At 60.2% G+C, this 22,655-nt stretch carries 28 protein-coding genes and 1 tRNA gene; 6 read left to right on the top strand and 23 right to left on the bottom strand.

The features are described 5' to 3' along the window. Positions 1 to 62 precede the first annotated feature (62 nt). The 5 genes from KJB29_RS02035 to KJB29_RS02015 all read right to left on the bottom strand — a co-directional run bounded on the left by KJB29_RS02035 (position 63) and on the right by KJB29_RS02015 (position 4,824). Entirely contained in the window at positions 63 to 1,238 is a 1,176-nt protein-coding gene (locus KJB29_RS02035; protein ID WP_215733144.1) for an aminotransferase, read from the bottom strand. Positions 1,239 to 1,242: 4 nt separating this feature from the next. Next, positions 1,243 to 2,043 (bottom strand): peptidoglycan editing factor PgeF, encoded by an 801-nt coding sequence (pgeF, locus tag KJB29_RS02030; protein ID WP_215733143.1) that lies wholly within the window; start codon positions 2,041 to 2,043, stop codon positions 1,243 to 1,245. 6 nt (positions 2,044 to 2,049) lie between these two features. After that, a complete protein-coding gene (locus KJB29_RS02025) occupies positions 2,050 to 3,009 on the bottom strand; it encodes an RluA family pseudouridine synthase (protein WP_215733142.1) in 960 nt (319 codons plus the stop codon). 73 nt (positions 3,010 to 3,082) lie between these two features. Then, positions 3,083 to 3,346, bottom strand: coding sequence for a hypothetical protein (locus KJB29_RS02020; protein ID WP_215733141.1), 264 nt, complete (start codon positions 3,344 to 3,346; stop codon positions 3,083 to 3,085). A gap of 59 nt (positions 3,347 to 3,405) precedes the next feature. Next, entirely contained in the window at positions 3,406 to 4,824 is a 1,419-nt protein-coding gene (locus tag KJB29_RS02015; protein ID WP_215733140.1) for a DegQ family serine endoprotease, read from the bottom strand. Between the two features lie 177 nt (positions 4,825 to 5,001). Between KJB29_RS02015 and KJB29_RS02010 the strand changes: the two genes are divergently transcribed. Beyond that, a complete protein-coding gene (locus KJB29_RS02010) occupies positions 5,002 to 5,592 on the top strand; it encodes a helix-turn-helix domain-containing protein (RefSeq protein ID WP_215733139.1) in 591 nt (196 codons plus the stop codon). Here the strand turns inward: KJB29_RS02010 and KJB29_RS02005 are convergent. The 3 genes from KJB29_RS02005 to KJB29_RS01995 form a co-directional block, all read right to left on the bottom strand. Beyond that, entirely contained in the window at positions 5,589 to 5,912 is a 324-nt protein-coding gene (locus tag KJB29_RS02005; RefSeq protein ID WP_215733138.1) for a PilZ domain-containing protein, read from the bottom strand. The genes KJB29_RS02010 and KJB29_RS02005 overlap by 4 nt on opposite strands. A gap of 9 nt (positions 5,913 to 5,921) precedes the next feature. Next, positions 5,922 to 6,119, bottom strand: coding sequence for a hypothetical protein (locus KJB29_RS02000; RefSeq protein WP_215733137.1), 198 nt, complete (start codon positions 6,117 to 6,119; stop codon positions 5,922 to 5,924). A gap of 74 nt (positions 6,120 to 6,193) precedes the next feature. Next, a complete protein-coding gene (locus KJB29_RS01995; protein WP_215733136.1) occupies positions 6,194 to 6,784 on the bottom strand; it encodes a hypothetical protein in 591 nt (196 codons plus the stop codon). A 161-nt stretch (positions 6,785 to 6,945) separates the two neighbouring features. Here KJB29_RS01995 and KJB29_RS01990 point away from each other — a divergent pair. Next, positions 6,946 to 7,035, top strand: a tRNA-Ser gene (locus KJB29_RS01990). A 3-nt stretch (positions 7,036 to 7,038) separates the two neighbouring features. Here KJB29_RS01990 and KJB29_RS19650 read toward each other — a convergent pair. The 9 genes from KJB29_RS19650 to KJB29_RS01945 form a co-directional block, all read right to left on the bottom strand. Beyond that, the gene (locus KJB29_RS19650) at positions 7,039 to 7,443 is read right to left on the bottom strand and encodes an MFS transporter (RefSeq protein ID WP_425514102.1); all 405 of its coding nucleotides are present in this window, start codon (positions 7,441 to 7,443) and stop codon (positions 7,039 to 7,041) included. Beyond that, positions 7,444 to 8,697 (bottom strand): amidohydrolase, encoded by a 1,254-nt coding sequence (locus KJB29_RS01980; RefSeq protein WP_215733135.1) that lies wholly within the window; start codon positions 8,695 to 8,697, stop codon positions 7,444 to 7,446. A gap of 49 nt (positions 8,698 to 8,746) precedes the next feature. After that, positions 8,747 to 9,658, bottom strand: coding sequence for a pirin family protein (locus KJB29_RS01975; protein WP_215733134.1), 912 nt, complete (start codon positions 9,656 to 9,658; stop codon positions 8,747 to 8,749). Positions 9,659 to 9,716: 58 nt separating this feature from the next. Next, positions 9,717 to 9,887, bottom strand: a complete 171-nt coding sequence (locus KJB29_RS01970) for a hypothetical protein (RefSeq protein WP_215733133.1) — start codon at positions 9,885 to 9,887, stop codon at positions 9,717 to 9,719. Positions 9,888 to 9,922: 35 nt separating this feature from the next. Further along, on the bottom strand, positions 9,923 to 10,525 hold the full coding sequence (locus KJB29_RS01965) for a nitroreductase family protein (protein ID WP_215733132.1): 603 nt from the start codon (positions 10,523 to 10,525) through the stop codon (positions 9,923 to 9,925). 15 nt (positions 10,526 to 10,540) lie between these two features. Beyond that, a complete protein-coding gene (locus tag KJB29_RS01960) occupies positions 10,541 to 11,095 on the bottom strand; it encodes a nitroreductase family protein (protein WP_215733131.1) in 555 nt (184 codons plus the stop codon). A gap of 57 nt (positions 11,096 to 11,152) precedes the next feature. Further along, positions 11,153 to 11,770 carry an NUDIX hydrolase gene (locus KJB29_RS01955; RefSeq protein WP_215733130.1) on the bottom strand — a complete coding sequence of 206 codons (618 nt, stop codon included), beginning with the start codon at positions 11,768 to 11,770 and terminating at the stop codon, positions 11,153 to 11,155. Positions 11,771 to 11,890: 120 nt separating this feature from the next. After that, entirely contained in the window at positions 11,891 to 12,481 is a 591-nt protein-coding gene (locus KJB29_RS01950; RefSeq protein WP_215733129.1) for a YceI family protein, read from the bottom strand. 77 nt (positions 12,482 to 12,558) lie between these two features. Then, positions 12,559 to 13,014 (bottom strand): MarR family winged helix-turn-helix transcriptional regulator, encoded by a 456-nt coding sequence (locus KJB29_RS01945; protein WP_215733128.1) that lies wholly within the window; start codon positions 13,012 to 13,014, stop codon positions 12,559 to 12,561. A 271-nt stretch (positions 13,015 to 13,285) separates the two neighbouring features. On the opposite strand from KJB29_RS01945, the gene KJB29_RS01940 reads away from it, so the two are divergent. The 4 genes from KJB29_RS01940 to KJB29_RS01925 all read left to right on the top strand — a co-directional run bounded on the left by KJB29_RS01940 (position 13,286) and on the right by KJB29_RS01925 (position 17,212). Continuing rightward, positions 13,286 to 14,149: a hypothetical protein gene (locus KJB29_RS01940; protein ID WP_215733127.1), complete on the top strand. Its 864-nt coding sequence runs from the start codon at positions 13,286 to 13,288 to the stop codon at positions 14,147 to 14,149. Positions 14,150 to 14,417: 268 nt separating this feature from the next. After that, positions 14,418 to 15,533, top strand: coding sequence for a YeeE/YedE family protein (locus KJB29_RS01935; protein ID WP_215733126.1), 1,116 nt, complete (start codon positions 14,418 to 14,420; stop codon positions 15,531 to 15,533). Between the two features lie 34 nt (positions 15,534 to 15,567). Beyond that, positions 15,568 to 15,822 carry a sulfurtransferase TusA family protein gene (locus KJB29_RS01930; RefSeq protein ID WP_004513905.1) on the top strand — a complete coding sequence of 85 codons (255 nt, stop codon included), beginning with the start codon at positions 15,568 to 15,570 and terminating at the stop codon, positions 15,820 to 15,822. Then, a complete protein-coding gene (locus KJB29_RS01925) occupies positions 15,815 to 17,212 on the top strand; it encodes a sensor histidine kinase (protein WP_246560118.1) in 1,398 nt (465 codons plus the stop codon). The genes KJB29_RS01930 and KJB29_RS01925 overlap by 8 nt, the downstream gene beginning before the upstream one ends. A 14-nt stretch (positions 17,213 to 17,226) precedes the next feature. Here the strand turns inward: KJB29_RS01925 and KJB29_RS01920 are convergent, their stop codons facing one another. The 6 genes from KJB29_RS01920 to KJB29_RS01895 form a co-directional block, all read right to left on the bottom strand. Then, the gene (locus tag KJB29_RS01920; protein ID WP_215733124.1) at positions 17,227 to 18,267 is read right to left on the bottom strand and encodes a DMT family transporter; all 1,041 of its coding nucleotides are present in this window, start codon (positions 18,265 to 18,267) and stop codon (positions 17,227 to 17,229) included. Between the two features lie 100 nt (positions 18,268 to 18,367). Continuing rightward, on the bottom strand, positions 18,368 to 19,051 hold the full coding sequence (locus KJB29_RS01915; RefSeq protein ID WP_215733123.1) for a hypothetical protein: 684 nt from the start codon (positions 19,049 to 19,051) through the stop codon (positions 18,368 to 18,370). An 88-nt stretch (positions 19,052 to 19,139) separates the two neighbouring features. Beyond that, on the bottom strand, positions 19,140 to 19,802 hold the full coding sequence (locus tag KJB29_RS01910) for a DUF6448 family protein (protein WP_215733122.1): 663 nt from the start codon (positions 19,800 to 19,802) through the stop codon (positions 19,140 to 19,142). 74 nt (positions 19,803 to 19,876) lie between these two features. Next, positions 19,877 to 20,224, bottom strand: a complete 348-nt coding sequence (locus KJB29_RS01905; protein WP_246560115.1) for a hypothetical protein — start codon at positions 20,222 to 20,224, stop codon at positions 19,877 to 19,879. Between the two features lie 137 nt (positions 20,225 to 20,361). After that, a complete protein-coding gene (locus KJB29_RS01900) occupies positions 20,362 to 21,483 on the bottom strand; it encodes an ABC transporter permease (protein WP_215733120.1) in 1,122 nt (373 codons plus the stop codon). A gap of 1 nt (position 21,484) precedes the next feature. Next, the gene (locus KJB29_RS01895; protein ID WP_215733119.1) at positions 21,485 to 22,594 is read right to left on the bottom strand and encodes an ABC transporter permease; all 1,110 of its coding nucleotides are present in this window, start codon (positions 22,592 to 22,594) and stop codon (positions 21,485 to 21,487) included. Positions 22,595 to 22,655 lie beyond the last annotated feature (61 nt).

Here is a 22,655-nt window from a genome sequence, read left to right as displayed (position 1 = left end):
CTGAAGAATTCAAGGAGTCAGAATTCAGGAGAAAGGCAACACGTTCTCCCTCTGCTTCGCCATCAAACGGCCAGCCCCCTGAACCGCTCCACGGCCTCGGGTATCGCCTCCTCGCGGATATTGCCGAAGGCAAGCCGCAGGTACGGTTCGAGCCCCGGTCCAAACACCTCGCCGGGCAGGCAGATGACTCCAGCCTCAACGGCAAGCCGGCGGGCCGCCTCCCGTCCGGTCCTTCCCGGGAAGGGGTGCCGGACCCAGGCGAAGAAGGTGCCGCTGGCCGCCAGCTCGAAGGGGTTCCCCGGCCGTGTGAACACTGACCGGAAAAGATCGTGGCGCCGCTCCATCATGAGACGGTTTCCAGCAACCCAGTCATCGAGATGGCGCACGCCGTAGAGGACCGCGTGCTGGGTGATGCGGGGCTGGCAGACAGCCATGGTGTCCTGGGCCTTGAGGGCATGGGAGATGAACTCGTCGGACGCCACGAGGCACCCGGCCCGGTAGCCGGTGAGGGCGTAGGTCTTGCCGAAGGACATGATCTGGACCAGGTGATCCCCCCAGTGGGGGTCGGCGAAGAGGTCGTGGGGGGCCGCGCCGCAGGGGATGAAGTCGGCATAGGTTTCGTCGATGACCAGGGCGGTTCCCCGGCGCCGGGCCAGGGAGTAGAGTTCGTGGATCACATCGGGCGGGGTGACGACGCCGGTGGGGTTCGACGGGGTCACCAGCAGGATCGCCCGGGTCCGGGGAGTGATGAGTCGCTCCACCGCCGCAGGATCCACGACACCCCCCCGCTTCTCGTCGAAGGGGAGCCAGACCGGCCTCAGCCCTAGCATCTCCAGGGCCATGGGGTGGTCAAAGTAGGCGGGGAGCGGCACGATCACCTCGTCCCCGGCCCGGCAGAGGGTCACGATGGCGAGCCAGAAGGCCTGGCTGGCGCCGATGGTGAGACAGACCCCCTCCGGCGCGGGGGCCGCGCCGTAGACCCGGCCGTAGCGGGCGCAGACCCCCTCCCTCACCTCAAGAAGCCCCTCGTCGGGAGAATACTTCGCCATGGCCGGATCGTCGAGGCATGTCGCCAGGTAGTCGGTCAACTGCCGGGCCGGGGCGTAGTCGGGCACCGCCTGGCAGAGATCAATGAGGGGACGCCCGGGATCGGGCTCCCGGCTGGCGAGCCACCCCTTCACCTCGGTGATGGGGGGTGCGTGGACCGAGCGGATCTGGTCGGAAATGGCGAATTCCATCGGTTTACCCCTTCAACATGATGAAGCCCATCTGCCGTCCCGTCTCCCCGCTGTCGCGGCGGTGAGAGAAGAAGAACTCCGGGGCACACGAAACACACTGGGGCGCCGTCTCAATGTTCCCTTCGGGGATGCCGGCTGCCCCCAACTGCAGGGCATTGGCCCGGACCAGGTCCAACTGCCACCGGGCCATCTCCTTGATGGTGGCGACCGCGTCCCAGTCGTGGCCCCCGGCCCGAAACGCCTCGGCCACCGGCGTGTCCACCTCGTAGCAACAGGGACCGATGCCGGGCCCCACGGCCGCCAGGATGTCCCGGGGCTCTGAGCCGAAGAGGCTGACAAAGGCATCCACCCCCTTGCGGCAGATCCCGGCCGCGGTCCCCTTCCACCCGGCGTGGAGCGCCGCCGCAACCCCTTTAACCGGGTCCAGGAGGAGCACCGGCACGCAGTCGGCCACGCAGACCCCGATCATCACGCCCGGCTGGTTGGTGATGATGCCGTCGGCCTCCAGCTTCTGGAAGTAGGCGTAGTCCGGGTTGGGAGAATCGATCACCAGGAGGTCGGTGCCGTGGACCTGGGTCACGGTCACAAGCCGCCCCGCCTCCACCCCGAAGGCCCGGGACAGGAGGCTCCGGTTCCCCTCAACGGAGTGGGGCGAGTCGTTAGTGCCAGTCCCCAGATTGAGGGAGTTGTACGGAGGGCGCGACACCCCCTCGTGGCGGGAGGTAAAGCCGTGGAACGATGCCCCGGCGGCGGTCAGGAGCTCCGGCTCCAGATAGTGAACCTTGTCGGCTCGTTTCATCTCCATGGTTTTCTATGCTCCTTGCTGTTCAAGATAGGTAATGATTCGGGCCATATCCTCCGGCAGCTCCGTGTCGAATTCGACGTAGGAGCCGCTGGCCGGGTGGATGAAGCCGAGGGTCTTGGCGTGGAGGGCCTGGCGCCCCAGCTCCCGGACGAGCTTCTTCAGGACCGGGTCCCGCAGATCGTTGGCCCGGCCGCCCCCTCCGTAGACCTCGTCCCCCACCAGGGGATGCCCGGATTCCGCCAGGTGGACCCGGATCTGGTGGGTCCGTCCCGTCTCCAGCCGCAGCCGCAGGAGGGTCATCCCCGGGTAGCGGGCCAGAACCTTCCAGTGGGTGACGGCATGTTTGCCGTGTTTCGCCTTTCCCGACATCCGGAGGCGGTCCGTGGGATGGCGGCCGATGGCCGCCTCGATGCGCCCCGTCTCGGTTTTCGGCGAGCCGAAGACCAGGGCCAGATAGATCCGCTTGATGGTGTGCTCCCGGAACTGGCGGGCGAGCCCCTCGTGGGAGCGGTCGTTCTTGGCCACCACCAGGACGCCGGTGGTGTCCTTGTCGATGCGGTGGACGATGCCGGGGCGGATCTCGCCGCCAATCCCCGACAGGTCGGTGCAGTGGGCCAGGAGCGCATTCACGAGGGTTCCGCCCGGCGTCCCGGCTCCGGGGTGGACCACCATCCCCGCCGACTTGTTGACCACCACCAGGTCGCTGTCCTCGTGGAGGATCACGAGCGGAATCTCCTCCGCCTCGGGAACCGCCGGAGCCGGCGGCGGCACCGCCACCACGATCCGCTCCCCTCCCCGCAGCTTCAGGGACGGCTTCTCCACCTTCCCGTCCACCGTCACCCGTCCCTCGTCGATGAGGCGCTGTACCGTGGAGCGGGTCATCTCCTCCACGGAGCGGGCCACGAACTGGTCAAGACGGCCGGCCTCCCCCTCGCCGGGGGCTATGAATTCATAGGTTGTGTCCATTGATCCTCAAAAACGGCGAAGGCGCGACCGTTGATCGCGCCCCGTCCGCATAAACCGTTGTGCGTCCCCTCAATCACCAGATCGGTGACTCGATCTTCCCTGCCCTCTTGATGAGCACGTCCACGAGGGCCATGTCGTAGATGGCCTCGGATGAAAGCTCCGGCGCCACCCGCGACTGGAAGTGCTGGCGCCCCTCCTCGATCTCCTCGGCGAGGAGCTCGAAGATGGAATCCTCCTTGATCCCCCGCTCCACCTTCTCGCGGTTGTAGATGGCGATGTCCGAGATGATGGCCCGGGCGAGACGCTTTGCCTGGTCGGGGTTATCGATAAGACTCATGAGATATCCTCTCCTGTGAATTCATTGCAGACTCCCGGCAACAGCCCCGGAAGAAGGAGTTAGCGCAGCCTGAGCGAGAAAAAGATGCTGGCGTTGCCCCGGCGCACCAGAAGGATCGCCGTGCCCCGGCGTCCGGCTTCCGCCATGCCGCGTTCATATTCGGCCCGGGTCGCGACCCCCTTGCGGTTCACCGAAACGATGATGTCGCCACGCTGGATCCCCGCCTCGGCGGCAATCCCCTCCTCGTCAACCTCGGCCACAACCACTCCGGATACGCCACGGCGGCGCAGGTCGGAAGGAATATCCTCGACCATAAGGCCGAGGAGGTCGGGCTCCTCCCCCTGGGGGCGGGCCTGCCGAGCCACGGCGCTGTCGGCGCTGGCCGAGGTGAGGGAAAGCTGCACCTCGCGCCCCCCGCGAAACACCGTCACCTGCACGGTCTTCCCCGGCGCCGTTGCGGCCACGACCCGCTGGAGGTGCTGGGTGTCCTTGATCTCGGTGCCGGCGAAGTCGAGGATGATGTCCCCCTGCCGGATTCCCCCCTTGGCGGCGGGGCTCCCTTCCACGACGTCGGCCACCAGCACCCCCCGGGCCTTCTTGAGGCCGAACTCCCGGGCAATCTCGTCGGTCACCGGTTGAATCGACACGCCGAGCCACCCGCGGCTCACACTCCCCTTGGTGACGAGCTGGGTGACGATCTGCTTGGCCATATTAACGGGAATGGCAAAGCCGATCCCCTGGCCGGCGGCCACGATGGCGGTGTTGATGCCGATCACCTCCCCGTGGACGTTCAGGAGCGGCCCCCCCGAGTTGCCGGGGTTGATGGAGGCGTCGGTCTGGATGAAGTCCTCGTAGGTTTCGATCCCCATGTTGGAGCGGCCGGTGGCCGATACCACCCCCACGGTCACGGTCCGGTCGAGGCCGAAGGGGTTGCCGATGGCGATGGCCCACTGCCCCACCTGGAGCTTGTCGGAATCGGCCAGGACCGCCACGGGGAGATCCTCCTTGGCGTCGATCTTGATGACGGCGATGTCGGTCTTGGGATCGCTGCCGACAACCCTGCCGTCATAGACATTTTCGTTGGAGAGCTTGACCTTGATGGTCTCGGCGTCCCGCACCACGTGGTCGTTGGTGACGATGTAGCCACTCTTGTTGATGATGAACCCGGAGCCGAGGCTCTTGTCGCGGCGGTAGCGGGGCCTGCCGTCGCCAAACAAGTCGCCGAAGAAGGGAGAAAATTCGAAAAAAGGCTGCTCGACCTTCTTCCTGCTGATGGTGGAAATGTTGACCACCGACGGCGTAACCTTCTTCACCAACTCCACGAAGGCCTGCTGTGTGGCCATGATGTCCTTGGGAACGTCCTTTACCGGCGCTTCGGCCCGCCCCGTCTCATAGAAGAGCTTATCTTCCTTCTTCGAGCAGGCGGGCACAACGGTAAAGAGCGCAATGAGGACAATGAACAGGCGACAGATACGCATCGGAAATGCCTCGGCAGCAGCGGAAGGGATGACCTTAAACCGTTGAAAGAGTAGCCAAATTACCCTGCGATGTCAACGTCCTTTCGGCTGTCAAACTCACTCGGATTCCCATTATATATAAGCTCTTGACGCTGCCCGTTCGATTGCCCTATAACGGGCGGGAGAGAGGAGGTGACCGTGCCAGACATAAAATCCCAGATCAAGGAACTGCGGCTCGGCGAGAAGGTCCGCAAGCTCCGCCAGGAACAGCGGCTCACCCTCCAGGAACTCTCGGAGCTCTCCGGCCTCTCCAAGCCGCTCCTGTCCCAGATCGAAAACGAACAGGTCACTCCCCCCATCGCCACGCTCCTCAAGATTTCCAAGGGGCTCAAGGTGGGGATCCACTACTTCTTCGAGGAAGAGGAAGATCAGCAGAAACTGGTGCTGACGCGAGCCACCCAGCAGACAGCAACCCGGCGCCGTACCGGGAACGACGCCCCCCACGGCTACGTCTACCGCTCCCTCGCCCCCGGCATCCGCCAAAAGCCCATGGAGCCGTTCCTCGTGGAATTCGAGCTGACAGAGTGGGACGACGCCTTCTTCTACCGCCACGACGGCTTCGAGTTCATCTACCTTCTGGAAGGGGAGCTGGAATTCCACTACGGCACCGACGTCATGCGACTCAACCCGGGGGACAGCATCTACTACGATTCCTCCGAGCCCCACGGCTACATGTCGGTGGGAGAGCAGAAGGCAACAGCGGTGGCCGTCCTCTACTCGAAGGATTAGAGCTTGCGCTTTTTCAGCTCCGCCATAAAGGAGCGGAGCACGCCCCTCTTCTCGGCGTCGAGATCGCTGAACGCGAGCCCCATCCCCCCCTCCGGTTCCAGACGGCTCCAGACCACCCGGGCCTCCAGGGTGACGGCCTGCGCAGACCGGGAAGTGTAAAACTGGAGCTTTACCACCTGCCCCACCGGCCGGGGATCCTTGGTGATGATCGAAACCCCGTTCTCCGAGATGTCGAACGTATAAAGGCAGGATGCCCCGTCCAGCTCCACGAGCCAGCATCCCACCTTAACGGGCGTTCTCCTGCACGAGCGCTCTTCCACGACACCACCCTACTCGGGCAACTCCTCGCAGTCGGCATAGACCCAACTGTCAAACTGGCCGTTCTCCAGCGTGACCTGGATCGTCTCTCCCGCCTCGGTGCAGAAGGAGGTGTACCCGATCTCGCCGCTCTTCAGGTTCCTCACCTTCACCCGTTCTTCCTTCCGCTCTGTCCGCTCGCATACTGCTACGCGATCCTTGTCTTTCATGATGTTCCTCCTGTGTCCAAGCGTAGTTACACCACTAGCGTAGCACGGCAGCCCCGCTTTGCAATCGGTACCGGCTACAGCTCCTCCCCCTGACAGACCCGGACCGGCACGACCCTCGCGCAGGCCGTGCAACCGGTCAGCTGCCAGTAGAGCCGGGCCAGGAACCGCACCGTCACCACCTTGTGGATATGCGCCTGAGTGAAGCGATAGAGGAACTTCCTTACAGGGGAAACGGGAGCGCTCCCCAGAAGCAGCGGTCGGGAGTGGGCAAGGCGGAGCGTAAGCCTCACGCCACCTGCGGCTTCTTCAACAAGAAACGAAAGGGCTCCCTGGCTGGCTAACACCAGAAGGCCGCCGCAGACGGGGAGAGACAGGGATGCCCCGCTCCCTTCTTCCGACCTGACGGGCGATGCGAAGCTGATGAGGCTCACGGGGAGGCCCAGAAGGCGAAACTCAACCCCGTTGTCCGTCACCTTTGGACGGATGAGAGAAAGGGTGAATCGCCTGATGTAGGCGAGGTAGCGGTCAAAGAGGAGATCGGGGGTAACGCCGGCCGCACCGGGCTCCGGCATGGTCAGCCACTGAATGGAGAAAACCGAGGAATCCTCCAGGAGCACCTGCTGGCACGCTATCAACGGTTCAACGGGGGGCGATATTCCGGTCATGCATTCTCCAGCGGACACCATATCACACCCGCCCCTCCTTGTCCCCTCCATACCGGAGACCTGCCACAGGATCCTTGAGTTTTAGAAAAAAGTGGGCTATAAGTAAACCTCTTCCGGCCAAGACCAGCCGGACGTGTTCTCTCAAACAGAATATCACTTCAGGAGAGATGGCCGAGTGGTCGAAGGCGGCAGACTCGAAATCTGTTGTACCGCTTGCGGTACCTAGGGTTCGAATCCCTATCTCTCCGCCATATTTACCTCAGTGTAATCAACTGGTTAGACTGAGCAGGCCCCTGACTTTCACAAAAACTTTCACAAAGAAGGTTTTTATGAAACGGCAGGGGTCTTCTTTTTATCTCGACATAGTCCTTGCCGAAACAGTTGAGGACGTCCCAGTAATCGTTCTCCAACCCGTCAATATAGTTGCGACCATCTGCTTGCTCCCATGCCCCATGAGCCGCACGAGACGGAGAGCCGTCTGCATGAGCGCCACCAGCGTCGCCAATCGAGTCTCCGTGGTCATGAACCCACACCCCGGCCACATTCTGCATCCAGGTACCCAGGTTGGAGACAAGTGATGCAATCCACAGACAGCGGAAAACCGCGTGGCGGAGCGGACCCCTACCGTTGTCGAGTCTGCCATGCTGATTCCCTTTGATCTATCTGGCCAACCAGACACCGGCAGCGGTCAGCATAGTTTCAAGACCGGTTTGCAGTGTGGGATACAGTACGGGCGCCCAGAATGGTGAATGGGGACCGGGCAGCCGTTCCACCGCCCCTTCCCGTACCGCCTGGTCGTACTTTTCGGGGTCGCTGCCTCCGACAAACCAGTACATATACGGAGACTTCCATGCCTGACCGAAACGACCGAAGTCTTCGCTGGCACCCTGGGATGGCGCTTCGAACAACTGGTCGCCAAACTGGCCACGGAACGCATCGGCAACCTTTCTGGTCACTTCCGCATCATTGACGGTCAGCGGGTAATTGTTGATTTCTTCGAACTCCGGATCTTTCGGCGCATCAGAGGCGCGGGCCTCGGCGACGCAGATCCGCCTGATCGCTGCCAACACATGATCGCGCACGGCTTCGTCCGTCGTCCGCACATTCAGCTTTATATACGCCTCGGCCGGAATGATGTTTTCCGCCGTGCCTCCATGGAACTCCCCTACCGTCACCACAACCTGGGCCTGGGGAGAAATCTCGCGACCGACGATGGTTTGCAGGCGCAGTACCGCTGAGGCCGCCATCACGATCGGATCGATGCCGTTTTGCGGCATGCCGCCATGGGCTCCCTTGCCGAAAAAACGTACCAGCAGGCTGTCGCCGGAGGTCAGAATTTGCCCCGAACGATAGCCGACAGTACCGGCTCGGAACGGCAGTAGATGCTGACCCAGGATGACGTCAGGCCGCGGGAAACGCTCCGTCAGTCCGTCATCGAGCATCGCCTGCGACCCCTGGGCGGTCTCTTCCGCCGGCTGGAACACCGTCATGAGCGTGCCATGCCAGGTCTCGCGTGCCAGGGACAGTACCGTGGCGGCGCCAAGCAGCCACGAGGTGTGCATGTCATGTCCGCAGGAATGTGCCACCGGCACGGTCTCCCCCTTGGCGTTGAATCCTTCCTTGGTGCTGGCGTACGGCACTCCGGTATCTTCCTTCATCGGCATGGCATCCATGTCTGCACGCAGCATGACCGTCGGACCATCGCCATTTCTCAGGATGCCGACCACCCCGGTCTTGCCGACTTTTTCCGTTACCTCAAAGCCGGCTTCGCGCAACTTCTGCGCAACAATGCCGGCAGTACGCATCTCCTGCAGCGCCAGTTCGGGATTCTGATGGAGGTCCTTATAGATGGCTTCGATCATGGGGAGCACCCGCTCGACCTGATCGGATAACAGACTGACGAATTGTGACATAACCTCCTCCCATATTTTCAATAACTACCTTGCGCACGGGTACCGGCCGCTATTCGTGTTTTATAAACGTTCCTCGCTGATACTCCTCAAAAGCGGTTTTCAGCTCTTCCTGGGTGTTCATGACAATAGGGCCGTACCAGGCGATTGGTTCGCCGATCGGCTTCCCTGATACGAGGAGAAAGCGCACCGGCTTTTCAGTCGTGGAAACCCGCACGACATCCCCTTCATGTTCGAACAGTACCACCGTTTCCGGCTGGCAGACACAGTGGCGCTCGGTATCGGACCAACCGGCGCTGGTTGTTTCGTGGGCATACGCGTCGCGGCACTCGTCGAAATAGGCTTCCCCCGACAGGATGTAGGCAAAGGCGGTGTGCCCTGCAGGCAGAGGCCGCTGAAATACGGTGCCGGCCAGGACGCTGATGTCCAGCATCTCCGGATCGATGACGATATCTTTCACCGGCCCCTGTACGTTTTCAACCGTTCCGGCAATAACCTTCACCGATACGCCGTCCTCCAGGGTTACCTCGGGAATATCCGCCGCCTTCACATCCCGATAACGGGGGGGCATCATCTTCTGGCTGGCCGGCAAATTTGCCCAGAACTGGAATCCCCACATGGTGCCAGTGGGGCTTTCCTTGGGCATTTCCTGGTGGATGATGCCGCTGCCGGCGGTCATCCACTGCACGTCGCCGGCTCCGATCACCCCCTTGTGCCCCATGCTGTCACCATGCTCCACCAGCCCCTCCTGAACATAGGTGATGGTCTCGATCCCGCGATGAGGGTGCCAGGGGAAACCGGGCAAGTAATCAGCCGGGTTGCTGGAATGGAAATCATCGAGCATCAGGAACGGGTCGAACTGGGGTACCTGGGAGTAGCCGAAGGCCCGTTTGAGGTGGACGCCTGCCCCCTCGATTGTAGGCCTCCCCTTCAATATTTGCCTGATCTTGCGGACTGAATTCATGGCAACTCCTTTCGATTGCAGCCAATCTCTTCATGTCAGCTTATATTTCACGCTGCCGTCACCAGCGTCCACAGCTGGTGAGGCCGAGGCGATTCAGTTCCCGCATGAAGTGGCGCGAGGAGTTCATCTGCTGTTCGGGGGGAAGTCTCGGCTGTTTGCCGACGGTGGCATAGCGGTTGCCGGCGTTGGGACAGGCGATACCTGCCTTGATAAATTTGGCTCCAATCACTCAAGCCTACCGCGATACGTCAGTAATTCAATTCACTATTTGAACAGCTTTACCCGGCCTGCAACTGGCTGAAATTCTTTACTGACAGGCTCGGCAACCGGCTTACCGAACGGCATCTGCGCAATGAGTTTCCAATTGTCCGGGATGTTCCAGCCTGCTTTGACCGAATCATCGATGACCGGATTGTAATGCTGCAGCGATGCTCCCCATCCTTCCAACTCCAGGGCCGACCAGATGGCGTACTGCAGCATGCCGGATGACTGATTGGACCAGACGGGGAAGTTGTCGCTGTATAGGGGGAACTGCTGCTGCAACCCCCCGACGACCTGCATATCCTCGAAATAGAGGATCGAACCGTAGCCGCTGCGAAATGCTCCGTTTATCTTTTCCTCAGTTGCCTGGAAGCTTTCCTGGGGCATGAGTTTTTCCAACTCCGACTTGGTCATATCCCACAACCGGTCGTGGTGTTCCCCAAGGAGGACAACCACCCGGGCGCTCTGGGAATTGAACGGCGACGGCACATGCTTTACCGCTTCACCGACAATCTCCCCGATCCGCTCATCGCTCGTCACCCGTTCCTTGCTGAGAGAGTAATAGGTCCTTCTCTGTGTCACTGCATCCCAAAAGTGGGTTTTCATGATGTAATCTCCTGATCAGTCGATGTAACTTACGGCGCCCTTCATAGTGCGCTCGCCAGTGGTGAACTTGCTCTCAGGCGCCGCGTACCCCACGATGACTGCGCACTGGACACGGTACCCATCAGGGATACCCGCTTTCTGTAAAAGATCGCTGCCATCTGCTCCGTCGAACGCCAGCGTCGGGGAAAGGAGAAAACACGATCCCAGTCCGGCGCCGGTTGCCTGGAGAAGCATGTTCTCAGCGGAGACCGCCGCATTGACGGCGCTGATCGGGATAGTCACCGGACCTGAAATGAGGATCAGAACTGGAGCGTCGTAAAGCGGCTGATAGCCAGGCAGCACCGCCCTTTGCTGCAGGAATTCGATGCCTGAGTGAGCCATGGCGTCCAGTGTCACGTCGTTAATTTTCTTCCGCAGCTCGACGTTGCGGACCACCGAAAGCTGGATTGGCCCGGCATTCGGCGCCCAGCGCCCTGCTTCAACGATCTTTTCCAGGACATCCGCCGGGACCGGTGTGTCAAGATAGGCCCTTACGCTCTTTCTCGCTGTTATTGCCTCTGTAACGTTCATTCTTAACCTCCTTGCCTATCCGTTCTTGTGTTGTTCAATGGTCGGTATTTATGGTGATCATGGTTTTTGCTCCTTGCAGGTACTCCGCACCTGCTTGCCGGCACCCCTGAGTATCTTGTCCAGATTGCGCAGTAACCGGTACGTTATCCCCCAGAGCGGCTGTTCCGTCCCGTCGCCGACTCGCAATGCGGGGAATCTCCTCTGCCTTCTCCGACCGATAAATTCCACCCGGGTAAGGCGGGCAGGGTTGTTCAATTCACGGACCGGCAGCCAGAAGGCACGGGCTATTTCCGTTCTGTCCAGATTCAGGACCGGCTGTCGGTCTACCGCATACACGAAACACGCGATAACGATCTGCAAGCCGCCTGGCACAAGGTCATTGAGCCGTCCAAGATACGTTGCGATGCCAAGATCCAGGCCGATCTCTTCACGCGTCTCCCGCTCGGCGGTCTCTCGCGTACTTTTGTCGCTTGTTTCCGTTCTTCCTCCCGGGAACCCAATCTGACCAGACCAGTAATCGCATTCGTCGGTTGACCGCTGGATAAAGAGGATGTTCGGCCCGTCTGGCTGTTCCTCCAGAATCAGGGCCACTGCGGCATGGGCGCGTTTGCCAGGCTCGATAATGCGAACCGGGTGGCTGTTGAGCGCAGTGCTGATGTCTTGGGCCTGTTTCATAGCGATCTGTCCTTAGAAACGATACTGCCGGGTCAGTCTATGCTTCCTGCGATAACCGCTCAGGCCGGGAGGGGGAGGGTGCGGTCGCACCCTCCCCCTCCCGGCCCAGAGCCATTCTCTTTACTTCTTTATCATCTCGATTTCCAGGGTAATGGCTATTTCATCGCCCACGGCGACTCCGCCGGTTTCAAGGGCCGCATTCCAGACCAGGCCGAAATCCTTGCGGTTGATCTTGGTGGTGGCGGTGGCGCCTTTGCGGATATTCCCCCACGGGTCCTTGCTCTCCTTGGTGGGCCCTTCCACATCAAGCACTACCTGCTTGGTAACACCGTGCAAAGTCAGGTCTCCCGTAACTTTCAGCTTGTTTTTGCCATTCTTGGCCACCTTCTTCGAGACAAAGGTCATGGTCGGATATTTGGCCACATCGAAAAAATCGGCGCTGCGCAGATGCTCATCCCGCTTTTGCACGTTGGTGTTGATGGAAGCGGTGTCGATGCTGACGTTCACCTTGGACTTGGTGATGTCTTTGTCATTGATTTCAACGGTACCGCTATGCTTGTCGAAATTCCCCTTCACGTTGGACACCATCAGGTGACGGACTTTGAAACCGACATTGGAGTGGTCGGGGTCGATAGTCCAGGTGGAGGCGAAGGCAAAGGCCGGAAGGGACAGGGCGGCGATAGTGGCGATTGATGCGATGATGCGTTTCATGAATGGTTTCTCCTTTTCTGTTGTTATGCCTGGCTGGATGCCAGATAATTTGACATTAAACTAGTTGGACAAATTTTTTATGCTTGGCTGGTTCCCCCTTTCAATCCCAGTTTCTTGCACAAACTTCCCAGCTGTTCCTGCTCATCAGCGGAAAGCGTGGACATTTCGGCAACGATCGATGCCTCAACATCCGCAAACACTTTATTAATGAGTATTGTCCCCTTCTCGGTCAGATGGACAGTCAGATAGCGCCGGTCTTCCATGTCACGCTCACGCCTCACCAGATCCTGTTTCTCCAGGTTGTCGATCACCATGGTGATGTTGCCGGTGCTCTTGAGGATCTTGGCCGCGATGTCCCGCTGACACAATGGTCCCTTGTGCAACAGAGCTTCCAGCACGCCAAACTGGCTGATGGTCAGACCTGCTGCCGTCATCGGCCGACTGGTGCGGGAGGTCACTGACTCCGCCGCACGCATCAGCTTGGTGTAACTGTTCAGAGCACGATAGGCAGTGTAGTTGTTTGCCTGTTTCATTTTCAGCCTCTTTATTTTCATGTCATATAGCTTAACGTTAAGCTATATGATTCCAGCAAACTTGTCAAACATATTTTTCATACTGGCCAATCGGGTAACGCGTCCCGAAGCGCCTCAGACCGGAAATCCCTCTGTGAATCGCATAGTTACGAAGGACTCATAAGCGGAAATTAATCGCAAAATATATATACTTTCATACAAAAGGTGCTGTAGGATACTTGACAGAAACAGTAGTTAAATGCCGACTCGGCGCACGAAGGAGGAAAACACGATGAAGAAGGTACTTGTGGCGGTTCTCATTCCCATGGCTGTAACCATTGCCGGATGTGGTGGTGGAGGGGGCGCAGGCAGTCCGGCCACGACAGCAATCAGCGGCACTGTTGCCGATGGTTATCTCATCGGGGCAGAGGTCTTTCTGGACAAGAACGGCAACTACCAGTGGGATAGCGGTGAGCCAAAGACGACGACTGATGCCAACGGGGCATACCGCATGACGGTATCGGCCGCCGATGCTTCCATGTACCCGGTCGTCGTCCGCGCCATTGCCGGAACGACCGTTGACAAGGACACCAATACCGCGGTCGCGAACAACTATGTCATGTCCGCCCCCGCGGGGCACCCGGGATTCATAAGCCCCATGACTACGCTTGTCAGAGAAAAAATGACGGCCAATCCCGCCATGACCCTGACCGACGCCATGACGCAACTCCGGAACCAGATGAATCTGCCCGCAGGTATCGACGTGATGGCTGATTACATGGCACAGTCCCAGTCGGGAACAAATGCGGCTTCCTACCAGACCATGCACTCAATCGCGCAACAAATGGCGGGCCTCATGGGGGGACAGGCGAACCTGGTCATGCCCGGCAGCAGTGTGCAGGTCAACCGGTACCGTGACATGATGGCCACGATTAACACCAATATGTCGGGAATCGCGGCAAATGCCATGAATGGACTCGGCATGACCAGCACGTTCATGACAACCATGACGACAACCATGCAGTCACAAATCGGAGCGATACCAACGACTGGCGGCTTCGTGAACTATTCGGCCATGTTCCGCAATATGACGAGCAACCGCTATTACTGGAGCAACACTACTCCCATGACGCCAATGCGCGGCGGCATGATGTAACAAATCGATCCCTCGCCCGGATAGCGGTCTCGACGCCCTATCCGCCAACCAGCCTGAAACACTGCACTATTTGCCCGCGCACCGGGATTTGGACCAGGATTTGGTCCAACCGGTCGCGGGCATGTTTTTTTCACAGCCCATTGCCGCTTATCAGACTTCTGATACGGGCATCACCGGCTGACGGCAAGTGGAAATTCCATCGCACTACGGCGTAACTGTGGTATGAAAAAGGAATATCAAGCAACATCAGGCACAAAGGGAGGCGGTAATGTTCGTTTCGCCCACGGTCATAGTGACGGCAATTGGCTTGATGCTCGGGCTGATTGCCGGCTTTGTCATGCACCGTGCTGACTTCTGCATTGCCGGCATGTTCCGGGACCTGTTCCTCTTCCGGTCGACGGCCAGGCTGCGCGCCCTGGTCCTCTACCTGGCCGTGGCCATGGTGTTGTTTGAAGGTGCCCGACTCCTGGGTCTTCTGCCTCTCTATCCGTTCCCCCTCCTCGGTCCGGCGTCGCTTGCCGGTACCTTGGGAGGGGTGCTGTTCGGGATCGGCATGGTGCTGGCCGGGGGGTGTGTCGTCGGCACCCTCTACCGCCTGGGGGCAGGGAACCGCCCCAGCCTCGTTGCTTTCATCGGCCTGATCATCGGCAGCGCCCTGTACGCTGAGTTCCATCCGTTCTGGAAGAGCCTCCTGACCGCAACCACCCTCTTCTCAGGAAGCATTACCATTCCCCAATATTTCAGTCTGTCACCGACCCCCCTGATTGCCGTGGCGATTGCCATCCTCGGCGGACTAGTCACGTTCTGGTGCCGGCACGGACAGTTGTCACGCAGGCTCTATGCCAAGGGAGCCCTGCAGCTGTGGCAGGCGGCCCTCGTGCTTGCCGGCGTCAGCCTCGCCTCGTATCTGCTGATCGGCATGCCGCTGGGGATCACAAACGCCTACGCGAAAATCGGCGCCATGGGTGAACAGCTTGTATTCCCGGACCATGTGGCGGGCCTCGGTTTTTTTGCTTCCCAGCCCCTTTCCTGCCGAAATCCCCTGACCGGCATGATGCTGACCGGAGGGCCGGGGCCGGCCCTAGACGGTATTGCCCTGATCCAGTTCCCGCTCATTGCCGGCATCATCCTGGGAAGCACGGTTTCCGCCCTCTCCCTTGGCGAATTCACCCTTGGCCACCCCGCCCCCTGGCGGCAGTACCTTTCGGCGGCAGTGGGGGGAATCCTGATGGGGCTCGCCTCGCGCATGGCTCCTGCCTGTAATGTCTGGCATTTTCTGGGGGGGCTGCCCATCCTTGCATTTTCCAGCATTTTTTTCCTGGCAGGAATCCTTCCGGGCGCCTGGCTCGGAGCTTGCATACTAACCAGATGGGTAGTGCGCTGAGCGTGTCGCCCTACATTTTGCCGGAGATACAATCATGACATCCGCTGCTGTCGACACTATCGAATACGACATCCGGGGCCAGATATGCCCGTCCACGCTGCTCATCGCCCTGCGGGAGATCAACAGCCATGCTGCTGCCTTGCGCAAAGGCGAGGTAGCCCTCCTGTTCCTGACCACCAATCGCGACTCGACCCACACCATTCCCGAATCGGCGCAAAACATGGGATTTTGTGCTGTGGTGGCCCCCCGGGACGGCTACTATGCCATCAGGGTGTCCGGCAATGAGTGAGCATCAACCGCAAACCAGCGGCACGATAACGGCTCGAGTCCCTGACGGCCCCGCGGCCGAGCTCGCGCAACTCAAGGAGGAAAATGCCCGGCTCCGCGCCCGGCTCGCCAGCAAGTCCGACTACATCCGCCGCAAGGTCGACCAGATGCTCACGGTCATGGGCACCCGGCCGCTCCGCCAGGAGGAACTCGACGACAACACCCTGATCGACGTGGACCCCTTGGGCATCCTGGTGGATTCCTTCGCCCACATCCTCGACCATCTCCACACGACAAACCGCGAACTCACCGAGAATCGGGAGTTGTTGCAGACCATCTTCTCCTCTCTCGAATCGGGCATCCTCCTGATCCGGGAGGAAGACCATGTGATCACGGACGTGAACGAAACGGCGTGCCGCAGCCTTGGGCTGAAGCGTGAAGACATCCTCGGCCAACTCTGTTTTTCGTTCATCTACCCCGACTGCACCGGTGCCTGCCCCATGAAGGAGCAGAACCTGAAAATCGACAATTCCGAACGGATGCTCCGTGCGGCTGACGGTCACATCGTGCCGGTGCTGAAAACCGTCGGGCGGGTCATGGTGCACGGCATTCCGCACTTTCTTGAAAGCTTCATTGACATCACTGCCCAGAAAGAGGCGGAAGCAGAGATCCTGGCCCTGAATGAAGACCTGGAAATGCGGGTGCAGGAACGAACGGCGGAATTGATCCAGGCCAACCGCGAGATGGAGTCGTTCAGCTACTCCATCTCCCATGACCTGCGGGCGCCGTTACGGCACATCAACGGCTATATCAACATTCTCCGCGAGGATTATGGCGGCCATCTGGATATGGCCGGGATCAACTGCCTGCAACGGGTCGATGCCGCCAGCAAACAGATGGGAATGCTGATCGACGACCTCCTTTCCTTCTCGCGGATCCCGCGAACCCTCAAAAACCCTCAAACGGTCGACCTGAGCCAACTGGCCCGCGACGTAACCGTCATGCTCCGCGAAACGGAGCCCGACCGGCAGGTGGAGGTGGAAATCCAGGATGGATTGGTTGCCCATGGGGATGTTTCACTGTTGAACATGGTAGTCCAGAACCTGATCGGCAACGCATGGAAATTCACGGCAAGGAGCAGCCGGGCGGCCATTTCTTTCGGGAGGAAACGACAGGGGGAGAGGGACGTATTTTTTGTGCTTGACAATGGCGTCGGCTTCGACATGACCTATCAGAACAAGCTTTTCAAGGTCTTCGAACGGCTGAACGGCGAAGAATTTGAGGGAACCGGCATCGGCCTGGCAATAGTCAAGCGGATCGTCAACCGTCACGGCGGAGATATCTGGGCTGAGTCTTCTCCGGGCAACGGGGCAACCTTTTACTTCACATTGGCCTCCCCGCGGCAACCTTAGGCCCCCATCCATGATCAGTGGCTGTGCCTGTGGTGGATATCGGGCCAGTGAACGTGGGAATGGGTGAGCGGCTCATGCAGGTGGGGATGGTCATGGGGTTCCGTCCCCTCACCTTCAGCGTGCTCATGTTGATGATGCTCATCATGCAGGTGCTTGTGGGAATGAGAAAGCTCCTCGTGAGTATGGGGGTGGCCGTGCATTTCCCGCTGGAGGAGCGCTATCCCCGCCAGCATGAGTGACGCGGCAACCCAATAGGTCGCTGGCGGGCGCTCGCCGAGAATGAGAACGGAGAGGAACGTCCCGATGAAAGGGCCAATGGCAAAGAGGGTACTGGTCCTGGCTGAACCGATTCTCCGCAACGCCTCGACGAACAGAACCAGGCTCATGCCGTAGCTCATGGCGCCGATCAGGAGCGAACCGGCGACCTGAGGGACGGTTGCCGTTCCGGTTGAGAGAGCGAGCGCCAGGAGTGTGTTGAACGCCCCGGCGCCAAACCCTTTGATGCTGGCGAGAACCGTTGCCGGCAGCTCCTCGATGTCGCGAGTCAGGTTGTTGTCGATCCCCCAGAACGCGCAGGCCAGAAGGACGAGCAGCCCGGCAGAGGAAAAGGCAAGAGCGCCGTCGTTTTTAAGAATAACAAATACCGAGCCGAGAAGAATAAGCGCCTTGCCCCCCCACACGCCGAGGCCCACATGCTCCCTGAAGACAAACCACGCAATGAGTGTGGTTGCCACCGTTTCAAAATTCAATAGGAGAGAAACCTCTGAAGCGGTGCCCAATTTTATGCCATAGGCAAGAAAGAGCGGAGCGACAATACCACCGGAGAGTATCGAACCCAGCAAGGCAAGCCGCTTCTTCGGGGATAGCCGCTTTACCTCCTCGATTGATTTTTTCCCCTGAAACAACAGAAGGATGTGCAGTCCGATCCCCGACCCTAAATAGAGAAGGCCTGCCAACAGGGCAGGCGACATTTCACCGATCACCAGCTTGCATAAGACAGGAGAAATGCCGAAGAGCACCGCGGAGATGACAGCAAGGAATTGTCCGGAATACATGGGCATCCTTCAACTAGTGGCTTTGTTCAAGCGCTTCAGGATACCATACGCCTCCCAAATTGTCTGAATGAATTACCTGATTGGGGCCGCCAGTGCCCCATCACCGCGGCTGTGCCTTCAGCAGGTCCGAGATCTCCCCTTGCATGTCGGTTGCATCGATCTTCGCATTCTGGAGGAGCGCTCCCCAGCTTTTCTTTCCGCTTTTGACCTCGTGGTAGAGTTGTGGGGCCGGTTGTTTCGTCTTCCGGGCAATGACGGAGGCAATGATCAGCTCCTGGGTGGAGGCGCCATCCTTGTGCATCCCCGCCAGTTCCCCATCGTTCAGCAACCGGTACCGAAGGAGCAGCTCGTCGACCACCGCGCCGGCAAGGCGCGCTGCCGGGGCCTTCGCGGCAAGGGTGCCGGAGAACCGGGGGCCGAGGACGCCGGCCGATATCCCCTGGGATGCCACGACATCCTTCCACGATGCCCTGGACTTCTTCGCCTCAAGGAGGGACTCCGGCGACGCCGGGGATTTGGACGCGATCCAGTAGGCTACCCAGAGGTCATCCGCAGAGGTTCCCCGCTGTTTCTTCATCACGATCGTCTTTTTTTCCACATTGAACGCCGTTGCGAAAAACGAGTTCTGGGTGGTGGCCAGGAAGTACGGATCGGCCACCGTGGGGCTCGCCGGATCGTAGGAGCGGTCGGTGAAGCAATGGCAGGTGATGGCGGGAATCGCCTGCGCCGGCAGTGGGGCAAGCAACAGCAGAATCAGGATCAGGTTGTAGATACCGTAACGCATGGGTGTTCCTCTCTTTGCTGACCAATGACAGCGATTGTCGTGATGGGAGGCGGGGCACTGCCCCGCCTCCCCTGTCCATCCGGCTGGATCAGTGCTCCGCCGCGTCGTGCCCGGCCGGGGAATGCCCGGCGCCGCCGTGCTGCTCGGCATGGGGGTCTCCGCCGTGCTCACCGTGGGCGCCCGCGCCGGTGGCATCCGTATGGAGCCGCTCGACGTAGTGGGTGAACTCCACATACGCCTTCACGAACTCCCGCCCCTGGGCGACACTCTCATCCTTATGCCGGTAGGTCTCCGCGGCATGCTCGTAGCGTTTCCTGATCCCCGCCGCAACATCGTCGCTGACCAGTTTCACCAAGGCGTCGGCAGAACCGCCAACCAGGGCCTTGTCCGCCTCGGCGACGGCGGGCTCCACCGCTCCGGCAGGCTTCAGGCCGGTGAACGGTGCTCCCTCGCCGGCCCGATGGACCTTGACGAGGGTCGTGAAAAATCGTGTTTCCGCAGCCTCGGCATTCTTCCCCTTGGCGGCCAGCACCGCGTTGAAAGCGCTCTTTACCGCATGTTCATCCGTCGGCCGTACCCATTTCAGGACCGGGGTAATATCCTTGGCTTCGATGGCCTTTCGCGCGTCCTGAACGACCGGCCCGTCGAGGGTATCGCAATGGGCCGAGACGAATTGAGGAAGCGCGAGGGAGAGGGCGATGGTTGCCGCGATTCCCGCCGTTTTGATAGAGAGTATATGTTTCGTGTTCATGGTTATCTGTCTCCTGTTCTTTGATTTTTGAGTTTGGAGTAATCACGCCCGCATGGTTTTCCGGGCGCCCATGGTCAGGCAGCATTCCTCGGGGGGATATACAGGGGCCGGGGATAGCCGAGGAGGAGTCTGCCGGCATAGGAAGGGGAGAGTTCCATGATGAGCAACGTTACGGCATGGGATTGACTATGTGTGACGACAAAAGGGGTGTCCGGATGGCAGATGCCGGAGTTGTGGTTATGGCCCTCCGTGGAGTCGTGGCCGGCGTCAACATCGGTGGCAAGGCAGACGATATCCGAGGCGTGGGGCCCGCCAGGCTCGACGAACGCAAGGCCTTGGGCGTGGACCAGGGGGAAGAGGAACAGGTGAAGCACCACCATCACCATGGCCACGGCCTGTATGGGTACATGCGAAAATTTCATGGTCGCGTGTTGCCCTTTCATTAAATTGCCATGTTTTATTCTACACTTATATACCCGGTACCGACTTGTAATTCCTTGACCGAGGTCAAAAACCGTCCCCTTTTCCCGTCGCGTTCATCGCCACGGACACCTCCATCTCAGCCGAGTCTCTTGCGGAACCGCAGGGCACTCAGGGACATGACCGCCACCCCCAGGGCCAGGAGCGCGGCCATTTGGGGCCAGAGGACACCGATGCCGTTTCCCTTCAGGAAGATCCCCCGGATGATGACCAGGAAGTAGCGGAGCGGATTGAGGAAGGTGCCGTACTGGATCGCCTCCGGCATGTTCTCGATGGGGAACATGAAGCCGGAGAGGAGCACCGCCGGGATGTAGAAGAGAAAGGTGGCCATGAGGGCCTGCTGCTGCGTCCGGGAGATGGTGGAGATGAAGAGCCCGACCCCGAGGACCGACAGGAGGTAGATGCCGGTAGCGAGGGTGAGAAGCGGCAGGGAGCCCTTTATGGGGATGCCGAACCAGAAGACCCCGACCGTGGTCACCAGTGCCATGTCGAAGAAGCTGATGACGGCGAAGGGGATGGTCTTCCCCAGGATCAGCTCCACCGGTTTCAGGGGGGTTACCATGAGCTGCTCCATGGTCCCGATCTCCCGTTCCCGCACCACCGCCATGGCGGTGAGCAGCAGAGAGGTGAGCATGATGATAATGGCGATGACCCCCGGGACGTTGTAGTTTCGGCTCCGAAGATCCGGGTTGTACCAGGCACGGGGGCGGAGATCGACTCTCCCCGTCTTCGCGAGGGGCCGGGTCATCGCCCGGCTCCCCATATCCTTGCCGAACCGGGCAATGACCCGCGTGGCGTAGTCCATGGCGACAGAGGCGGTGTTCGAGTCGGTGCCGTCCACGATCACCTGCACCTCCGTGGGGATCCCCCGCGCCAGGTCGCGGCCGAACCCGCGGTTCACCTGCACCGCAGCGAGGACCTTCCCCCGGTCGATGAGTTCCCCCAGCTCCTCCGGCGAAGCAGGGGTGGAGGTGATGGTGAAGTAGCCCGAGGATTCAAGTCTTCGGGCAAGCTCCCTGCTTTCATATGAGCGGTCCAGGTCATAAACGGCGGTGGTGATATTCTTGACATCTGTAGTGACCGCGTAGCCGAACATGAGGAGCTGCAGGATGGGGGTGACGAAGATGATCGCCTTCATCCGCCGGTCCCGGAAGACCTGGCTGAACTCCTTGATTACCATTTCTCTTATCCGTTCGAACATCTCACACGATCCTTTTCCTGAATTTTCTGACCGACAGGATGAAGACCACTACGCCGAAGAGGGCGAGGAGGGCGGTTTCCGCCGCCAGGAGCCGGAGGGTGCTCCCCTTGAGGAAGATCCCCTTGAGGATCGAGACGAAGTAGCGGGCCGGGATGACCCGGGTCACGTTCCGCAGCGGCGTCGGCATGTTGGCGATGGCGTACATGAACCCGGAGAGGAGGAAGGCGGGGAGAAAGCTCACCACCATGGCGATCTGGCTCGCCACAAGCTGGGACCTGGCGGCCACGGAGATGAGAATTCCCAGGGAGAGTCCGCCGAAGAGGAAGAGCGAGGAGAGGAGGGCGAGAAGAAGGAGGCTCCCCCGCAACGGAACGTCGAAGATGAGCGTCGCCATGGCCACCGAGAGGGCCACGTCGATGAAACCGATGAAAAAGTAGGGGATGAGCTTTCCGGCGATCAGCTCGGTGGGCTTTACCGGGGTGGCGATCAACTGCTCCATGGTCCCCCGCTCCCACTCCCGGGCGATGGTGAGGGAGGTGAGAAGGGCGGCGATGACCGCCATGATCACCGCGATGAGGCCGGGAATGATGTAGTTGCGGGACTTCAGCTCCGGGTTGTACCAGACCCGCACCCGGGGATCGATGGTGGGGGTCGCGAGCCCTCCCGAAGTCCGCTGACTGAAGCGCTCCGCAACCGCCTCCACGTAGCCCAGGGCGATGGTGGCGGTGTTGGAATCGCTTCCGTCCACCACCACCTGGAGCGGGGTGCTTTTCCCCCTCCGAAGGTTCTCGGAGAAATCCTCCGGGATCCAGAGCGCCACCTGTCCCCGGTTCGCGTCCAGGGCGGCGTCGATGTCGCCGCCTTGCTCCAGGGTGGCGACAATGGTGAAATACCCCGACTCCCGGAACTGGGACACGAGCTCCCGGCTCAGGGAGCTTCGGTCCAGGTCGTAGACCACGGTGCGCAGGTTGTTCACGTCCATGGTGATGGCGTAGCCGAAGATGAAGAGGAGGATCACCGGCATGAGAAACGCCATGGCGAGGCTCAGGGGGTCGCGGAGAACCTGGATCAGCTCTTTCTTGGCTATGGCACGGATGCGAGAGAGTTTCATGGCGATATTCCTTTGCTCCCCCCTTTATGAAAGGGGAGCCGGGGGGACTTTGCAAGCATTG

Source organism: Geobacter grbiciae (assembly GCF_018531165.1).
Lineage (GTDB): Bacteria > Desulfobacterota > Desulfuromonadia > Geobacterales > Geobacteraceae > Geobacter > Geobacter metallireducens.
Note: the sequence above shows the minus strand (reverse complement) of the source record. Positions and strands in the feature narration are given on the sequence as shown.

Excerpts from the sequence above, each read along its gene's own strand:
- KJB29_RS01995 (WP_215733136.1), bottom strand. The coding sequence starts at position 6,784 with ATGACCGGAATATCGCCCCCCGTTGAACCGTTGATAGCGTGCCAGCAG.
- KJB29_RS01930 (WP_004513905.1), top strand. The coding sequence starts at position 15,568 with ATGACATCCGCTGCTGTCGACACTATCGAATACGACATCCGGGGCCAG.
- KJB29_RS01945 (WP_215733128.1), bottom strand. The coding sequence starts at position 13,014 with ATGAAACAGGCAAACAACTACACTGCCTATCGTGCTCTGAACAGTTAC.
- KJB29_RS01920 (WP_215733124.1), bottom strand. The coding sequence starts at position 18,267 with ATGTATTCCGGACAATTCCTTGCTGTCATCTCCGCGGTGCTCTTCGGC.
- KJB29_RS01980 (WP_215733135.1), bottom strand. The coding sequence starts at position 8,697 with ATGTCACAATTCGTCAGTCTGTTATCCGATCAGGTCGAGCGGGTGCTC.
- KJB29_RS01905 (WP_246560115.1), bottom strand. The coding sequence starts at position 20,224 with ATGAAATTTTCGCATGTACCCATACAGGCCGTGGCCATGGTGATGGTG.
- KJB29_RS01910 (WP_215733122.1), bottom strand. The coding sequence starts at position 19,802 with ATGAACACGAAACATATACTCTCTATCAAAACGGCGGGAATCGCGGCA.
- KJB29_RS01955 (WP_215733130.1), bottom strand. The coding sequence starts at position 11,770 with ATGAAACAGGCCCAAGACATCAGCACTGCGCTCAACAGCCACCCGGTT.
- KJB29_RS02000 (WP_215733137.1), bottom strand. The coding sequence starts at position 6,119 with ATGAAAGACAAGGATCGCGTAGCAGTATGCGAGCGGACAGAGCGGAAG.
- KJB29_RS02025 (WP_215733142.1), bottom strand. The coding sequence starts at position 3,009 with ATGGACACAACCTATGAATTCATAGCCCCCGGCGAGGGGGAGGCCGGC.
- KJB29_RS02015 (WP_215733140.1), bottom strand. The coding sequence starts at position 4,824 with ATGCGTATCTGTCGCCTGTTCATTGTCCTCATTGCGCTCTTTACCGTT.
- KJB29_RS01895 (WP_215733119.1), bottom strand. The coding sequence starts at position 22,594 with ATGAAACTCTCTCGCATCCGTGCCATAGCCAAGAAAGAGCTGATCCAG.
- KJB29_RS01960 (WP_215733131.1), bottom strand. The coding sequence starts at position 11,095 with ATGAACGTTACAGAGGCAATAACAGCGAGAAAGAGCGTAAGGGCCTAT.
- pgeF (WP_215733143.1), bottom strand. The coding sequence starts at position 2,043 with ATGGAGATGAAACGAGCCGACAAGGTTCACTATCTGGAGCCGGAGCTC.
- KJB29_RS01940 (WP_215733127.1), top strand. The coding sequence starts at position 13,286 with ATGAAGAAGGTACTTGTGGCGGTTCTCATTCCCATGGCTGTAACCATT.
- KJB29_RS02035 (WP_215733144.1), bottom strand. The coding sequence starts at position 1,238 with ATGGAATTCGCCATTTCCGACCAGATCCGCTCGGTCCACGCACCCCCC.
- KJB29_RS01915 (WP_215733123.1), bottom strand. The coding sequence starts at position 19,051 with ATGCGTTACGGTATCTACAACCTGATCCTGATTCTGCTGTTGCTTGCC.
- KJB29_RS01965 (WP_215733132.1), bottom strand. The coding sequence starts at position 10,525 with ATGAAAACCCACTTTTGGGATGCAGTGACACAGAGAAGGACCTATTAC.
- KJB29_RS01925 (WP_246560118.1), top strand. The coding sequence starts at position 15,815 with ATGAGTGAGCATCAACCGCAAACCAGCGGCACGATAACGGCTCGAGTC.
- KJB29_RS01950 (WP_215733129.1), bottom strand. The coding sequence starts at position 12,481 with ATGAAACGCATCATCGCATCAATCGCCACTATCGCCGCCCTGTCCCTT.
- KJB29_RS01935 (WP_215733126.1), top strand. The coding sequence starts at position 14,418 with ATGTTCGTTTCGCCCACGGTCATAGTGACGGCAATTGGCTTGATGCTC.
- KJB29_RS02020 (WP_215733141.1), bottom strand. The coding sequence starts at position 3,346 with ATGAGTCTTATCGATAACCCCGACCAGGCAAAGCGTCTCGCCCGGGCC.
- KJB29_RS01900 (WP_215733120.1), bottom strand. The coding sequence starts at position 21,483 with ATGTTCGAACGGATAAGAGAAATGGTAATCAAGGAGTTCAGCCAGGTC.
- KJB29_RS01975 (WP_215733134.1), bottom strand. The coding sequence starts at position 9,658 with ATGAATTCAGTCCGCAAGATCAGGCAAATATTGAAGGGGAGGCCTACA.